We start from the raw sequence: 14,880 nt of genomic DNA, 5'->3' as shown, positions 1-14,880 counted from the left end.
GGATGCGCCCGGCTGGGCGCGGGCTGCCTACGGCTGGATGACGCCCATCGACAGCAGCACCAGCAGCGTGCCGCCGAGCAGCACCCGGTAGATGACGAAGGGCAGGAAGCTGCGCTTCGAGATGTACGCCATGAGGCCGGCGATCACGGCGAGGCCCACGCCGAAGGCGACCACCGTCGCGAGCAGCGTCTCGAGCGGACCGTAGACGGCCGGCGTGCAGACGTCGCCGGCGGCCGGGTCGCAGCTGAAGGCCGAGTAGAGCTCGTAGAAACCGCTGCCGAAGACGGCGGGCACCGCCAGCAGGAAGGCGTAGCGAGCGGCAGCGGGCCGGCTGTAGCCGAGCGCGAGGCCCATGGTCGTCGTGGCCCCCGAGCGCGAGACGCCCGGCACGAGAGCGAGCATCTGGGCCAGACCGTAGAGCACGCCGTGCCCGTAGGTGAGGTCGGTGAGCTCGCGGGTGCGCTTGCCGAGCCGGTCGGCGACGCCGAGGATCAGGCCGAAGACGATGAGCACGATCGCGACGATCCAGAGCGAGCGGAACGCGTCGCGGATGTACTCCTGCAGGAAGAAGCCGGCCAGCACGATCGGCACCGTGCCGATGATGATGAGCCAGCCCATCCGCACGTCGGGATCGTCGCGGGAGATGCTGCCCGCCGCATCCGCTCGCCGTCCCTTGGCGACGAAGAAGTGGCGGAACCACTTGCCGATGATGCGGGTGATGTCCTTCCAGAAGAAGACGAGCACGGCGATCTCGGTGCCGATCTGGGTGATCGCGGTGAAGGTCGCACCCGGGTCGGTGGCCGACGGCAGGAACTCGCCCGCGATGCGCAGGTGCGCGCTGGAGGAGATCGGCAGGAACTCGGTGAGCCCCTGGATGAGGCCGAGGATGGCCGCTTCGATGAATGACACCCGATGATCCTGTCAGTACCGCGCCAGGAGATCGCGCAGCACCCGGCGACCGAACACCAGCGCGTCGAGCGGCACGCGCTCGTCGACGCCGTGGAAGAGGGAGGGGAAGTCGAAGTCGGCGGGCAGCCGCAGCGGCGCGAAACCGTAGCCGGCGATGCCGAGCAGGCTGAGCGCCTTGTTGTCGGTGCCCGCGCCGAGCAGGTAGGGCAGCACGGGGGCGCCGGGGTCGTGCGCTCCGATCGCGGCCACCATCGCCTCGACGAGCGGACCCTCGAACGGCACCTCGAGCCCGGTATCGCCGTGCGAGACGGCGATGTCGATGCCGTCGCCGACGAGCTCGCGGAGGCGGGCCATCACCTGATCCTCCTCCCCCGGCAGCGTGCGCACGTCGACGAAGGCCTGCGCGGTGCCGGGGATGACGTTGTGCTTGTAGCCGGCCTCGAGCCGCGTCGGGTTCGAGGTCGTGCGCAGGCTCGAGGCGATAAAGCGGTTCGCGGTGCCGGTCGCGAAGGCGAGCTCGTCCGGCCCGGTGCGCTCCGGGTCGACGCCGAGGATGCGCGCGATCTCGCCGAGCAGCGCGCTGGTGGTGCCGGTGAGCCGCACCGGCCACTCCTCCCGTCCGATGGCGACGATCGCCTCGGCCAGCCGCGTGACGGCGTTGTCGCGGACCACCTGCGAGCCGTGGGAGGCGGCGCCGTGCGCGGTGAGGGTCAGCCAGCGCAGCGACTTCTCGCCGGTCTGCAGCAGGTAGGCGCGCTCGCCCCCGACCGTGATCGAGTAGCCGCCGACCTCGCTGATCGCCTCCGTGGCGCCGGCGAACAGCTCGGGATGGTGCTCGACGACGTGATGGGACCCGCGGACGCCGCCCGCCTCCTCGTCGCTGAAGAACGCCACGATGAGGTCGCGCTCGGGCCCACCGTGCTCGAGCACGTCGCCGAGGGCGGTGAGGATCATGGCGTCCATGTTCTTCATGTCGACCGCGCCGCGGCCCCAGAGCATGCCGTCGCGGATCTCGCCGCCGAACGGGTCGACGCTCCAGTCCTCCGCGACCGCCGGCACGACGTCGAGGTGGCCGTGCACCACGAGGGCGCCGCGTTCGCTGCCGGTGCGACCCGGCACCCGCGCGAGAACGCTCGTGCGGCCCGGCTCGGCGTCGATGTAGGTCGGCGCGAGCCCCAGCGCCTCGAGCTTCGCCCCGACGTACTCGGCGGCCTCGGTCTCGCCCTTCGAACGCCCCTCGCCGTAGTTGGTCGTGTCGAAGCGGATGAGGTCCCGCGCGATGATCGCCGTCTCGTCGAGTTGCTCGTTCATGCCCACCACGCTAACGCCGGGGCACCCGTGGGCGACGACGCGCCCGGGGTGCGGGGCCGTGTTCAGGGCGCGTTCGTTTCCGTGCTAATGTCTTCCTCTGTTGGCCGCGAGAGCGGCGGGGCTGCAGAGCCCGGCAATATCCCATGCGCGGGTGGCGGAAATGGCAGACGCGCTAGCTTGAGGTGCTAGTGCCCGTATTAGGGCGTGGGGGTTCAAGTCCCCCCTCGCGCACGCATGGTGAAGGCCCCGGATCGTCGAGATCCGGGGCCTTCTGCAGTTTCCGGTGCTCGTACCGGTCCCCGTCCGCCTCTCGTACGGCGACAGGGTTGACGGTGATCTGCCAGACGCGGAAGCCGCGTCCGATGGACCATGAAGCCATGCGCCTTCTCCACATCATCTCCTCCCCACGGCACGACGGAGTCTCCGTGACCATCGCGAACGCACTCATCGACACCGTGCGGGCGTCGCGACCCGACATCGAGCTCGACGTCATGGACCTCTGGCGGGAGGAGCTCCCCGAGTTCGACGAGCGCACCATCCAGGCCAAGTACAAGCGGGTGTCCGGCGAGCCGCTGGACGCGTCGGAGTCCCGTGCGTGGGCGACCATCGAGTCGCTCGCGCAGCGGATCCGCGAGGCCGATCGGATCGTGCTCGGCGTGCCGATGTGGAACTGGTCGATCCCCTACAAGCTGAAGCAGCTGATCGACCTCGCCGCGCAGCGCGATCTGCTGTTCACCTACGACGGCGTTCACTTCGGCCCAGCCGTCGACGTCGCTCGCGCCGACGTCATCGCTGTTCGGGGTCAGTACTACGGCGAGGACGGCCCCACGCCGGGCTCCCACTTCGACCATCAGATCGCCTACGTCGAGTTCTTCCTGCGCACGATCGGCGTGCGCGACGTGCGAACGCTGGTCGTCGACAGGACCTGGGACCCGGCCGCGGACGACGCCATCGCCGACGGCATCGAGCGTGCACGCCGCCTCGCAGCGGCGGGCTCGCTGTAGCGCTCTGCGAGGTCGCGGTCGCCGGGTCGTCGATCCGGACCACAGCGCCAGCGCCGCTCAGCCGTCCGACGCCTCGCGCGCGACCTCCCGCAGCGTGTCCAGCACCCGGCCGACGGCGGCCTGCGCGCGCAGGTCGGGACGCACCAGCGCGTCGACGTGACGCACGATCGGCGAGCCGAGCACCGGGCGCAGCACCATGCCGTCCACCGCGAGCGGTGCCCCGGTCGCCCTCGGCAGCGCTGCCACGGCAGCGCCGGTGCGCACGATCGCGGCGGCGAGCGAGAACTCGTTGACCCGGTGCTCGATCCGCGGCGGCCCGCCGCTCATCGCGCCCCAGTGCTGCAGCACGCCGGCGAGCGGGAAGCCGTCGCGCACGGCGACCCAGCGCTCATCGCGCAGCTGATCGGGACGGATGCCCGGTTCGGCGGCGAGCGGATGCTCGGCGTGCAAGGCGACGTCGATGGGCTCGGTGAAGAGCGGGACGGCGTCGATCCGCGTCTCCGGCCAGGATGCGTCGTGGGCGAGGCGGTGCGCGATGACGACGTCGTGGTCGGCGGTGAGGCCGGGGAACCGATCGAGTGCGACGTCGGCATCGTGCAGGGACACGGGCGCTGCCCCTCCGAGCCGTCGCAGCAGCGGCGCGAAGAGCAGCAGCCCCGCGCTGTGGAACGCGGAGACGGACACCGTGCGCCGCCCGTCCACGGCCAGCGCGGCGACGGTGCCGCGCGCGACCTCGAGCGCCTCCTCGACGCGCACGCTCGCGGCCGCGAGGGCCTCCCCGCCGGCGTCAGCGCCAGCGCCCGACCGCGGCGCTCCGTGAGCGGCTGCGGCACCTCGCGCTGGAGCGCGGCGAGTTGCTGCGAGACGGCGGATGGGCTGACGTGCTGAGCGGCCGCCACGGCGGCCACGCTGCCGCGGTCGCCGAGCTCGCGGAGCAGGCGGAGGCGCTCGATATGCATAAGCGGATGCTAACGAATGGATGAAGGAACCGGGCCTTGTTCTACGGGTTCGGGGGCGGGAGGGTTCGAGGGTGCACCGCATCCCCTCCGCTTCCCGCCGCATCGATCTGCTGCTCCTCGCCGTCGCCGCCGTCTGGGGTGCGAGCTTCGTCGTCGCGAAGGACCTCACCGCCGAGATCGGCGTGCCCTCGACGATCGCCCTGCGCTTCGCGATCGCCGCGGGTGCGGCGGGTCTGCTCTGCGCCCTGCGCAGGGAGCGGATGCCGGGCGGTCGGGGCCTGACCATCGCGGTGCTGCTGGGCCTCAGCCAGGCCGCGGTGATCGGGCTCGAGACCTGGGGCGTGTACCTGACCTCGGCGACGAACGCCGGGCTGCTCATCAGCCTCGCGCTCGTCATGACCCCGGCGCTCGAGGGCCTCGCCTCGCGGTCCTGGCTGCCGCGCTCGTACTTCGTCACGGCCGTCGCCGCGGTGGTCGGCGTGGCGTTGCTGGTGTCGGAGGGCGGCCTGCGCGCGCCGACGGCCGGCGATGCGCTCGTCATCCTCGCCGCGGTCGTGCGCGCCCTCCACGTGACCGCCAGCGCACGTCTCACCCGAGGACGAGCCGACAGCTCGCTCGCCGTCGTCTTCGTGCAGATGCTCGTCTGCGCGGCGGCGTTCTCGCTGTTCGCGGGTCCGGCGCTGCCGACCGCCGTCGCGACGCTCGGCGGGAGCGGGTGGCTGAGCATCGCCTTCCTCGGCCTGCTCTGCTCGCTGTTCGCGTTCCTGGTGCAGCTCTGGGCCGTGCGGCGCACCTCCGCCTCGCGCGCCAGCATCCTCATGGGCGCCGAGCCGATCTGGGCCGTCGTCATCGGCGTGGTCGTCTCCGGCGAGACGGTCGGCACGGCGGGGCTCATCGGCGCGGTCGTCATCGTCACGGCGACCTACGCGGGACAGGCCATCGAGCGGCGGCAGCGGGAGGGAGCGAGTACCCGTCGTGCGGCGCCCCGCTCCTCGACGAGTACCGTCTGAGCATGGATGCGACACCGATGCTCGTGCACGAGACGGACCTGCCGTCGGCCCGGGCGCTGGGAGCGGCGCTCGACCGGCACGGTCGGCGCGTGACGGGTTTCGTGCCTCCGGGCTACGACATCTACCTGCGGCTCCTGAACCCGATCGAGCACCGCGACGGTTCGACCTCCTCCTGGAGCGCCGCGTGGGCTGCGAACGGGATCGAGGCGTCACCGTGGATGCAGTGGGACGAGCTCGCCGCACGCCGGGAACCGATCCTCCCGGACGGCGACGGTGAGCCGCGCATGGGCGATCCGCACCCGGAGCTCGCCCGAGCACTCATCCGGGCCATCGCCCTGCATCACGACCTCACCGGACCTCATCGCTTCGCCGCGTGGTACGGCTACGCCGAGGACGATCGGCAACCTGCCATCTCGTTCTCGCCGGAGGGACGGGAGATGGTGCTCTACTCCGGCCCGCTGCTCGACGCCCGGAACGCCCCGCTGCCACCACTGACGGGAGCTGGCAGGGTCCCGATGCACTGGTGGCCCGACGACCTCTCCTGGTGCGTAGGTCAGGACATCTACGCCCGCAGCCTCATCCTCGGATGCGGCCTCACGACGGGCCTCGCGGTGCTCGGCGAGCCCGCACTCGATGCCCATCGGATCCGCGAGGACGACTTCGTGCCCGTTGAGGACTGCTGAACTGCGAGCGATGCCTCGCTTCCGTCTTCATGGCCGCGCGCACGCGGAGCGCGTGAACACGACCCCCTCGCCGAGGCGCCGTGTCTCGAGCAGGCGCAGATCGAGCCGAACGCCCGTCGGCAGCCCGGGTTTGCCGCCGCCCACGGTGAGCGGCAGCGCGTAGAGGTGCACCTCGTCGATCAGGGCCGCTTCGAAGGCGACGGCAGCGAGCTCGGCACCGCCGACGAGCACGTCGCGGTTCGCGGCGCGCGCGATCCTCGCGACCTCGACCGGATCGAACTCCCGCTCGATGCGCGTGCGCTCCATGAGCACCTCGTCGAGCGTCCTCGAGGAGACGACCTTCTCCGGTGCCCGCCACGCGGCGGCGAACGCTCCGAAGGCCGCTGACTGAGCGCCGACGGCGAGGTCCGTCTCCCACACCGCCATGGCCTCGTAGAGACGACGGCCGTACAACAGCACGTCGGCCGAGCGGATGAGCTGCGTGTGGTGCTCGAAGACGTCGGGGTCGACGGGGAGCCAGGCGAACTCGCCCCGCTCGTCCTCGATGAAGCCGTCGATCGACATGTTCACGGGAGAGACGACCCTGCCCATGCGGCCCCTCCTCTGCTCACGGAACGTCGTGCAGTCCATGATCCTCCCGGTTCGATCTCCGCATCAGGACCGGCGTCTGCACGCATCCGGTGGTCCCGCGGATCAGCGCGCGGCGAGCTCCTCGACCAGCTCCATGCAGCGCACGCGGGCCGGCGACAGGTCGTAGGGCGTCTTCCCCACCGCCTCGACCGCGCTCATGACGCGCTCCGACGGCTCCCCGGCGTCGTCGGGATGCTCCGCCTCCCAGGCGTCGATGAGCGCCTGCTCCTGCGCCGCGATGCCGGAGCGCTCGATCACGTCGAGGAGCCTCGTCTCGAAGGCGTGGCGCTGTGCGGCGGCCTGCGCGACGCGGGGGTCGTCGACCGGCACCGTGTCGTCGAGAGCCCCCTCGGCGGTCTCCACCCGATCGGACTCCTCCCGCAGCGCCGGGTCGGTCGCCATCGCCACGGTGCGGGAGGCGTTCGCCGCGGCGCCGACCGGGCCGAAGATGCGTTCCATGACCAGCAGGCCGTCGAGGTCCGCCTCGCGGATCGAGCCCTCCGGCAGGCCCTCGAGGCGCTCGGCGACCAGGTCGGAGAGCAGACCCAGTCTCGCGCCGCGGGCGCGCATCCGCTCGACCGCTGAGCGCTGACGTCGCAGCTCCGCCTCCTGCGCGGCCAGCGAGCGCCCCAGGCGCTCCAGGGTGGCGGCGAGATCGTCTGCAGCGGCGGCGTCGCGGATGCTCTCGAGGGCGACGCCCGCATCCGCCATCCTGCGCACCCAGAGCAGGCGGATCAGCTCCTCGTAGCCGTAGCGCCGGCGACCGTCGGCGCCGCGCTCCGGCTCGGGCATCAGCCCGATCGCATGGTAGTGCCGGATGGCGCGCGGCGTCGTGCCGACGAACGCCGCGGCGTCGCCGATGCGCACCAGGCGCGGCGGGATGAGGGACGGATGCACGGGCGGGCCTTCCTCAGGGAGTGACGGGAACGGGACCAGCGCACCACATGACGCTGCGGCACGTGCAAGCGGCGGGCGTCAGGCGAGCTGCTGGGCGCCGAGCACCGCGAGCAGCCGCAGCTTCTCGGCCGTCTCGGTGCCGGGCTCCGCGGTGTAGACGAGCAGCGAGTGCGACTGGGCCGGGTCGATCAGGTTCTGGCACTGCAGCTCCAGCACGCCGAGCTCGGGGTGCACGAAGCGCTTGAGCTCGCTCGGCCGCACGCCCACCTCCTGCAGCGCCCACACCGCCCGGAACTCCTCGCTGCGCTCGAGCAGCAGGTCCACGTAGCGGGCCGCCCGCGACTGCGGGCCGCGGCGGGTCGCCGCCTCGCGCAGTCCCGAGGCCCACAGGCGCGCCAGATGCTCGTGCCCCTCGGGAGCGTAGCGCTCGCGCGTCGCGGGATCGGTGAACCAGCGGTAGCGGATGCTGCGCGACGGTCCCTCGAAGCGGGTGAGGTCGCCCGTGAGCGCGACGCCGAGCGGCGTCTGGCGCAGGGTCTCCCCCAGCTCGGTGACGATCTCGGCCGGGGTGTCGTGTAGGCGGTCGAGGATGCGCAGCAGTCCCGGCGAGACGTGCTCGCTCGAGGCGCCGCGCGCCGGCGGCTCGTGTCCGGCGAGGCGGAACAGGTGGTCGCGCTCGTCGACGGTGAGGTGCAGGCCCTGCGCGATCGCGGCGAGCATCTGCTCGGAGGGCTGCGGGCCGACGCTCCGTTCGATGCGGGCGTAGTAGTCGGTGGACATGCTGCTGAGGGCGGCGACCTCCTCACGGCGCAGGCCGCTCGTGCGGCGGCGCTGGCCGCGCGGCAGGCCCACGTCCTCCGGCTGCAGCGCCTCGCGGCGACGGCGCAGGAACGCGGCCAGCCCCTCGCGGTCGATCGTGCGCATCCGTCCTCCTGACGTCGCCTCCGATCCTCGCAGCCGCCGGTCGGCGCAGCCACGGATCGTCGATCCGCCCCATCGACATCGATCTGCCGGCTTGAGCTGTCGGCGCCTGCCCCTGGCCGCGGTCGGCGACGGCGCCCCGGCCCCGACCGTGTCCCTGAGCTCAGCCCTGCGCGGGACGGCTCAGCAGCTCGCTGTCGAAGCTCTCGCCGCCCAGCTCGAGGTAGAGCCGACCCTCGACCGCCGAGACCGTCAGGGCGTTGCGGCGGCCGAGCGCACCGACCACGCGCTCGATGAAGCCGGGGTCGAAGCTGCGCAGCTCGATGCGCTCGGCCTCGTGGATCCGCTTGCCCGCCCAGAGCGCGGCGACCTTGTCGGGGTCGCGGTGCGTGTAGACCACGGTGCGCTCAGCCTGCTTGCTGCCGGTGTGCAGCCGACTGGCATCGGGCGCGCCGATCTCGATCCAGGTCGTGATCGCGCCGGTCGCATCACGCACCAGCACGGCCGGCTCCTCCTTCGTCGAGATGCCCTCGCTGAACGCGATGCCGTCGGCGAACTCGAGGCAGTAGGCGAGCACGCGGGTGAGCAGGAACGCCTCGGTCTCGGAAGGGTGCCTCGCCGCGCGGAGGGAGAACGACTCGTAGACGCCGCGGTCCACGTCCGAGAGGTCGACATCGAAGGTGTGGATCGTCGCGCCGGCAGCCATGGGCATCGAGCCTACGGGTCACGCGGGTCGGCGACCTCAGGTCGTCGATGACGTTGCGATCACCTGCTGCTGCGCGAACGCCGTCGCCAGGGCGGAACGGAAGGCGAGCACCGCCGGATGCATCGCTCGGGCCGCGCGGGTGAGCGTGAACAGGGTGCGCTCCGGTGCGCCTGGCAGCCGGACCGACCGGATGCCTGGCATCCGCCCGGCACCGAGCAGATCGGGGAGCAGGGCGACCGCGAGGCCGGAGCGCACGAGATGGGCATGTGTGGTGAGGTCCTCGCCCTCGAAGAGCACGCGGGGCTCGAATCCCGCAGTGCGACAGAGCGCGTACGCCCATCGGCCCGGTTCCGTCTGCTCGGGCTCGACCGCCCAGGGCGCGTCGTGGAGGTCCTCGATGGTCGTCGCGCCGCTCCACGGACCCACCTCAGGCACTGCGAGCCGCAGCTCGTCGGTGCCGAGCGGTGCGCGGTCCATCCGAGGGCGCAGCGGGATGATGCCGCCCGGGTACTCCTCGCCGAGCACGACGTCGAAGGTTCCGGCGAGCACACCGTCGACGGCTTCCGCAGGCTCGCGCTGCGCCAGCTCGACGCGCAGAGCAGGCTGCTCCTGGCCGAGCGCCACGAGCACGGCGGGGAGGAGCGCGAGGGTCACCGTCTGGAAGGACGCCACGCGAAGCGTCCCCTCGACGCGCCCGGTGGTCCGGGCGACTTCCGATTGAGCCCGTTCGAGCACGTCGGCGGCTTCACGCGCCCCAGCGGCGAGAATCCGCGCCGGGTCGGTCAGCCGCACGCCACGGCCGACCCGTTCCATGAGTGGGGTCCCGGCCTCGCGTTCCAGCAGGGCGAGCTGTTGCGAAATCGCCGACGGACTGTAATCCATTGCCCGCGCCACCGCAGTCAGGGTGCCGAGTCGCTCCAGCTCGGCGAGCACGGCCAACCTTCGCAGGTCGAGCATCTCCACCTCCGATCATCCATTTCTGCTTAACGATATCGACCAACGATGCTCGCTGGACCGAAGGACCGAGGGCGATCAGCATGGGTCTGTGCAGTTCTCGTCTCGACCTTCCGGCGCCATCACCATGGTGTTGGGCTCATGCATCTCGCTCCAGCTCGGCGCAGCCGTGGCCGTTCCACTGCTGGCCTCGGCCGGGCCGGGAACGACTACGATGCTGCGCCTCCTCGGCGCAGCGCTCCTGCTCCTGCTCCTCGTACGACCGGATCTTCGCGGATGGCGCCGTCCGCAATGGGGAACCGTGCTGCTGTTCGGCGCGACGATGGCCGGCATGAACGGCTTCTTCTACGCCTCGATCGACAGGATCCCCCTGAGTGTCGCGGTCGCGATCGAGTTCGCCGGCCCCCTCCTGCTCGCAGCGGCGCTCTCGCGCCGACTCATCGATGGGATCTGCGTCGGCGCGGCAGCCGGGTCGATCGTGGTGCTCACGCTCGGCGGCGGTCACGGTGACACGGCCAGCGCTCCCCTCGACCCGCTCGGCGTGCTGTTCGCCATCGTGGCCGGGGCGTTCTGGGCGGCCTACATCGTGGCTGGCCGACGTGTCGGCACGGTCGTACCCGGCCATGGAGCGCTGGCGGTCGGCATGCTCGTGAGTGCAGTACTACTCGCCCCGTTCGGGATCGCCGGTCTGCACGATGCGGTGAGGTCCCCGATGGATCTGCTGCCCTTCGCCCTGGTCGCCCTGCTCTCGTCGTTCCTCCCGTACTCGCTGGAGTTCGCAGCGCTCCGTCGCCTCGATGCGCGCGCATTCGGCGTGCTGCTCAGCCTCGAGCCCGCGGCGGCGGCCCTGTTCGGGTGGGTGCTCCTGGACCAGCATCTTCAGCCCGCCCAGCTCGCAGCGGTCGCCGTGGTGATCGCCGCGTCGATCGTCAGCACGCTGTCGGCTCCACGCGCGTCCGAGCGTGCGCCCGGTCCACCGACCGCACCGGTGGCTGCGGTGCGCTGATCGCTCAGGACTCCGCGTGCCGCTCGAGGTACGCGTACATCTCCGACTCGTCCACGCCCGGGAAGCGGCCGGCCGGCAGCGACGCGAGGATCTGCGCGTGCAGGCGTGCGCTCGGCCACGCTCGGCCGGACCAGCGCGCCTCCACCTCCGGTGCCGGTCGCCGGCAGCAGGATTCGTCGGGGCACGTGGACACCTGGCGCTCCGTCGTCTCGCGGCCCCGGAACCATCGGGCGTCGTCGAAGGCGACGCCGAAGGTGATGGAGAAGTGGCCCTCGTCGGAGTTGCCGGTCTGCACCGAGTTCCAGAAGGTGCCCGCCGGGGTGTCGGTGTACTGCAGGAACTCGGTCGTGCGGTGGGCCTTCGCCGCCGCGCGGCGGGCGCCCCACTTGCGGCAGACGATCTGCCCCTCCACGGCGCCCGTGACATCGCGGGGCAGCGGCAGGCCGTCGTTCTCGTAGGCCTTCGTGATCTCGCCGTCGGCGCCGACGCGCAGGAAGTGCACGCGCAGGCCGAGGTGGGCGGTCATCAGGTTGGTCATGCGCAGCGCGGCGGACTCGTGGGTCACGCCGAAGGCGTCGCGGAAGTCCTCGACGGCCAGATCGCGGGCCTCCTTGCGCTCCTCGAGGAAGCGCACCGCCTGGGTGCGGGGCATGAGGCAGGCGGCCGCGAAGTAGTTGATCTCGAGGCGCTGGCGTAGGAATTCCGCGTAGCTGCTCGGCGGCTGGTGGCCGAGGATCCGGTGGGCGATCGCCTGCAGGGCGATGGAGCGCAGCCCGTGGCCGCCGGGGATCGAGGCGGGCGGCAGGTAGATGCGCCCGTGCTCGAGGTCGGTGATGCTGCGGGTCGAGCGCGGCAGGTCGTCGACGTAGACGATCTCGAGGCCGAGCTGCTCGACCATGAGGTGCACCTCGCGGTGGGTGAGCGCACCGGAGACGTGCCCGACCGCGGCGAGCCGCGCCTCCGCCTCCGCCTCGATCTCGGGCAGGTGGTTGTCGCGCTCGCGCTGCCAGGCGCGCAGCTGCGTGTTGCCGAGCCGGGCGATCTCCGGAGTGGCGGATGCGGTGGCGGCACGGCGCTCGAGCTCCCGGTGCAGGCCGACGAGCGCCTCGAGGGTGTCGTCGGGCATGCCGCGGCCGGCCCGCAGCGTCGGCAGGCCCAGGCCCGCGTAGAGGGCGCCGTTCTGCAGGCGCCGCAGCTCGAGCTCGAGACCGGCCCGGTCGTCGGGAGCCTCCTCGCGCAGCAGGTCGTCGACCTGCACGCCGAGCGCGCGGGCGAAGTCGGCGAGCTCGGAGATGCGCGGCTCCCGCCGGCCGTTCTCGATCATCGAGATGCGGCTCGGGCTGCTGCCCAGGGCCGAGCCGAGCGCCTCGAGCGTCAGCCCGGCTCGGGCGCGGAAATGCCGGATCCTCGCGCCGAGCAGCGTCGCTCGGCCCTCATCGTTCGCCATGCCTTGACGATAGCGAAAGAATCGGCGTTCTTCACGGCCTCCAGGCCGCGAACATCCGCTCGGATGCGCGCAGCATGGAAGCACTTCGGCGCGCGGACCACTGCCTCGGTGCGAGCGACGGACGGTCGGTCGGCGGACGGACCCGGTCGGGATACTCCAATCTCCTGCTCCCGGGCCGTCCGCCGGACCCCGATCCTCTTCGAGACGAACGGATGTGCGATGACGCTCACGCAGCCCACCGAGACCGGCACGGTCACCGCCGTCCGCACCGCGCGAGACGCGCTGGGCGCGCTCGACCGGCGCAGCCCGGGCAGCTCCGCTCGCCTGCGCCTCGAGTTCCTCGACGCTCGCGACCGCTTCCAGGCGGGCGAGATCGACGCGGCGGCGCTCATCGCAGCCTCGGAGCGCATCCGCTCGCTCGCCGCCGGCGACTGACGCCACCCGGCGCGCGGGCCGCGTGCCAGACTCCCCCGGTGGACGACATCGAGATGGCGAGCATCCCCGGCGGCACGGTGCGCCTGCACGACGCGCGGCGCCGGCAGCGCTGGGAGGTGACGCTCGAGCCGTTCGAGCTCGGCGTCTTCGCCGTGACGCAGGAGCAGCTGGGCGAATTGCTCGGTGAGAGCGCCGCCCATCCCCGCCGACCGGCCACCGGCCTGAGCTGGCTGCGGGCGGTCCGCACCTGCAACGCCGCCTCGGAGTGGGAGGGGCTCGAGCCCGCCTACACCCTCGACGGCGAGGACGTCACCTGGCACGTCGACAGCGACGGCTACCGGCTGCCCACCGAGGCGGAGTGGGAGCACGCCTGCCGCGCGGGCTCGACGGGCGCGCACTACGGCCCGCTCGGCGAGATCGCCTGGACCAGCGCCGACGGCCTCACGGCGCCGAAGGACGTGGGCGGCAGGCTGCCAAACCTCCACGGCCTGTTCGACACGCTCGGCAACGCGTGGGAGTGGTGCTGGGACCTGCTGGACCCCGCCCGGTACGGCGACTACCGCGTCTTCCGCGGCGGGGGCTTCGCCGACGACGTGCAGAGCGTGCGAGCGTCCACACGGCGCGGCGGGCACCCGCGCACGGGGCTGGAGGACGTCGGCTTCCGCTTCGCCCGCGGCGGCTTCGACGGAGCGGATGCGGCCCAGGGCTGGTCGGCGGCCGTGGACGCCGAGCGCGCCGACGTCTCCGGCCCGCTGTCGAGCGGATGGACTCCGCGGCGACGCTGACCCGGCGCGGATGCGGGCACGACCGGATTCCGCCAGGATCGGTCGAGGCGCGCATCGCACGCCACGACTCGACGAGGAGCACCATGACCGGCACGAGCACGACAGCGCTGCAGGGACACATCGACGAGCGGCTGCGGCCCCTCCTGGCCGAGCTCGAGCGATCGCTCGCGAGCGACCCGGACTGCTCCTTCCAGGCGGTCGCGCTGCACCACGGGCGGATCGTGCTCGACGTCTGGGGCGGTCCGCACCTCGTTGCGGACTCGCTCATGGTGCCGTGGTCGGTCACCAAGAACACGATCGGCCTCGTCGTCGGCCTGCTCGTGCAGCGCGGCGACCTCGACCTCGACCGCGCCGTCGCCGAGTACTGGCCGGAGTTCGCGGCGAAGGGCAAGGGTGCGATCACCGTGCGGCAGCTGCTGTCGCACCAGGCGGGGCTGCCGCAGTCCGACCGGCCGGCGACCGCATCCGATCTGCTCGACCACCATCGCGCCGCCGAGCTGCTGGCCGCCAGCCGGCCCCTGTGGGCGCCGGGCTCAGGCTTCGGCTACCACGCCCTCACCATCGGCAACCTGGCCGACGAGCTGGTCTTCCGGGCGACGGGCCGCACCCTGCACGAGGTGTACGAGCGGGAGATCCGCGCGCCCCACGGCATCGACTTCTTCCTCGGGCTGCCCGAGGACCAGGAGCACCGGCTCGTGCCCGGGCTGCCGGTGCAGGGCGGCCCGGTGAACGGCCCGGCGCCCGACCCGACGAGCTGGATCGGCCACGTGCTGCGGGTGCCCGGCGAGCAGATCGACCTCGCCGGCGACCGGCGCAGCACCGGCTACGGGCACCCCGCAGCGTCCGGCACGGCCAGCGCCCGAGGCATCGCCCGGCTCTTCGCCGCAACCGTCACCGGCCTCGAGGATGCGGCCCCGCTGCTGGACGCCGAGACGGTGCGCGTCATCGGCCAGCAGCAGGTGCGCGGCTACGACCAGGTGCTGGGCCAGGAGTCGCGGGCGCACGCGATCGTGTTCCAGAAACCGACCGCTGCGATGCCGTTCGGCGGCCCGTGGGCGTTCGGGCACGACGGGGCCCGCGGGGCGCTCGGTCTCGTCGATCCCTCCGTCGGTCTCGCGTTCGGGTACACGGTGGCCCGCGGGCCGTGGCCGGGCGGAGCCGATGGCCGCGCCGTGCGGCTCGCCGCGGGGCTGGGTGCAGCGCTGGGCGAGTGAGGCCCGCGC

16 protein-coding genes, 1 tRNA gene and 1 pseudogene are annotated in these 14,880 nt (G+C 72.3%); 8 read left to right on the top strand and 10 right to left on the bottom strand.

The features are described 5' to 3' along the window. Positions 1-27 precede the first annotated feature (27 nt). Together uppP and QQK26_RS03490 are read right to left on the bottom strand one after the other, a co-directional pair. The gene (gene uppP, locus QQK26_RS03495) at positions 28-909 is read right to left on the bottom strand and encodes an undecaprenyl-diphosphatase UppP (protein WP_284230100.1); all 882 of its coding nucleotides are present in this window, start codon (positions 907-909) and stop codon (positions 28-30) included. A 12-nt stretch (positions 910-921) separates the two neighbouring features. After that, positions 922-2,220, bottom strand: a complete 1,299-nt coding sequence (locus QQK26_RS03490) for a M20/M25/M40 family metallo-hydrolase (protein ID WP_284230098.1) — start codon at positions 2,218-2,220, stop codon at positions 922-924. 145 nt (positions 2,221-2,365) lie between these two features. On the opposite strand from QQK26_RS03490, the gene QQK26_RS03485 reads away from it, so the two are divergent. Both QQK26_RS03485 and QQK26_RS03480 read left to right on the top strand, forming a co-directional pair. After that, positions 2,366-2,451: transfer RNA gene (locus QQK26_RS03485), tRNA-Leu, on the top strand. A 146-nt stretch (positions 2,452-2,597) separates the two neighbouring features. Continuing rightward, a complete protein-coding gene (locus tag QQK26_RS03480) occupies positions 2,598-3,224 on the top strand; it encodes an FMN-dependent NADH-azoreductase (protein WP_284230096.1) in 627 nt (208 codons plus the stop codon). Between the two features lie 57 nt (positions 3,225-3,281). On the opposite strand, the gene QQK26_RS03475 is transcribed toward QQK26_RS03480, so the two are convergent. Beyond that, positions 3,282-3,980, bottom strand: a complete 699-nt coding sequence (locus tag QQK26_RS03475; protein ID WP_284230094.1) for a LysR family transcriptional regulator substrate-binding protein — start codon at positions 3,978-3,980, stop codon at positions 3,282-3,284. A 77-nt stretch (positions 3,981-4,057) separates the two neighbouring features. After that, a pseudogene (locus tag QQK26_RS03470) lies at positions 4,058-4,183 on the bottom strand (LysR family transcriptional regulator); the annotation flags it as partial. Between the two features lie 71 nt (positions 4,184-4,254). Here QQK26_RS03470 and QQK26_RS03465 point away from each other — a divergent pair. Together QQK26_RS03465 and QQK26_RS03460 are read left to right on the top strand one after the other, a co-directional pair. Next, positions 4,255-5,193, top strand: coding sequence for a DMT family transporter (locus QQK26_RS03465; protein WP_284230089.1), 939 nt, complete (start codon positions 4,255-4,257; stop codon positions 5,191-5,193). A 2-nt stretch (positions 5,194-5,195) separates the two neighbouring features. Continuing rightward, on the top strand, positions 5,196-5,876 hold the full coding sequence (locus QQK26_RS03460; RefSeq protein ID WP_284230087.1) for a hypothetical protein: 681 nt from the start codon (positions 5,196-5,198) through the stop codon (positions 5,874-5,876). Between the two features lie 27 nt (positions 5,877-5,903). On the opposite strand, the gene QQK26_RS03455 is transcribed toward QQK26_RS03460, so the two are convergent. The 5 genes from QQK26_RS03455 to QQK26_RS03435 form a co-directional block, all read right to left on the bottom strand. Further along, positions 5,904-6,467 (bottom strand): dihydrofolate reductase family protein, encoded by a 564-nt coding sequence (locus tag QQK26_RS03455; RefSeq protein ID WP_284230086.1) that lies wholly within the window; start codon positions 6,465-6,467, stop codon positions 5,904-5,906. Positions 6,468-6,569: 102 nt separating this feature from the next. Then, a complete protein-coding gene (locus QQK26_RS03450; RefSeq protein WP_284230084.1) occupies positions 6,570-7,403 on the bottom strand; it encodes a MerR family transcriptional regulator in 834 nt (277 codons plus the stop codon). A 78-nt stretch (positions 7,404-7,481) separates the two neighbouring features. Beyond that, entirely contained in the window at positions 7,482-8,327 is an 846-nt protein-coding gene (locus QQK26_RS03445) for a helix-turn-helix transcriptional regulator (RefSeq protein WP_284230082.1), read from the bottom strand. A gap of 160 nt (positions 8,328-8,487) precedes the next feature. Further along, entirely contained in the window at positions 8,488-9,030 is a 543-nt protein-coding gene (locus tag QQK26_RS03440) for a YaeQ family protein (RefSeq protein ID WP_284230080.1), read from the bottom strand. Between the two features lie 36 nt (positions 9,031-9,066). After that, positions 9,067-9,963 (bottom strand): LysR family transcriptional regulator, encoded by an 897-nt coding sequence (locus tag QQK26_RS03435; RefSeq protein ID WP_284230078.1) that lies wholly within the window; start codon positions 9,961-9,963, stop codon positions 9,067-9,069. Between QQK26_RS03435 and QQK26_RS03430 the strand changes: the two genes are divergently transcribed. Then, the gene (locus QQK26_RS03430; protein ID WP_284230076.1) at positions 9,935-10,990 is read left to right on the top strand and encodes an EamA family transporter; all 1,056 of its coding nucleotides are present in this window, start codon (positions 9,935-9,937) and stop codon (positions 10,988-10,990) included. The two genes, QQK26_RS03435 and QQK26_RS03430, sit on opposite strands and share 29 nt — an antisense overlap. Positions 10,991-10,994: 4 nt before the next feature. Here the strand turns inward: QQK26_RS03430 and QQK26_RS03425 are convergent, their stop codons facing one another. After that, positions 10,995-12,437 carry an XRE family transcriptional regulator gene (locus QQK26_RS03425; RefSeq protein WP_284230074.1) on the bottom strand — a complete coding sequence of 481 codons (1,443 nt, stop codon included), beginning with the start codon at positions 12,435-12,437 and terminating at the stop codon, positions 10,995-10,997. Between the two features lie 219 nt (positions 12,438-12,656). Here QQK26_RS03425 and QQK26_RS03420 point away from each other — a divergent pair, with 219 nt between their 5' ends. From QQK26_RS03420 to QQK26_RS03410, 3 genes are all read left to right on the top strand, one after another. Continuing rightward, positions 12,657-12,872, top strand: coding sequence for a hypothetical protein (locus tag QQK26_RS03420; protein WP_284230072.1), 216 nt, complete (start codon positions 12,657-12,659; stop codon positions 12,870-12,872). A 38-nt stretch (positions 12,873-12,910) separates the two neighbouring features. Then, the gene (locus QQK26_RS03415) at positions 12,911-13,657 is read left to right on the top strand and encodes a formylglycine-generating enzyme family protein (RefSeq protein ID WP_284230070.1); all 747 of its coding nucleotides are present in this window, start codon (positions 12,911-12,913) and stop codon (positions 13,655-13,657) included. Positions 13,658-13,740: 83 nt separating this feature from the next. Further along, entirely contained in the window at positions 13,741-14,871 is a 1,131-nt protein-coding gene (locus QQK26_RS03410) for a serine hydrolase domain-containing protein (RefSeq protein WP_284230068.1), read from the top strand. Positions 14,872-14,880: the final 9 nt, after the last annotated feature.

The sequence above is a fragment of the Arenivirga flava genome, assembly GCF_030161575.1.
In the GTDB taxonomy this organism is placed as follows: Bacteria; Actinomycetota; Actinomycetes; order Actinomycetales; family Microbacteriaceae; genus Arenivirga; species Arenivirga flava.
This window is presented reverse-complemented; position numbering and strand designations above follow the sequence as displayed.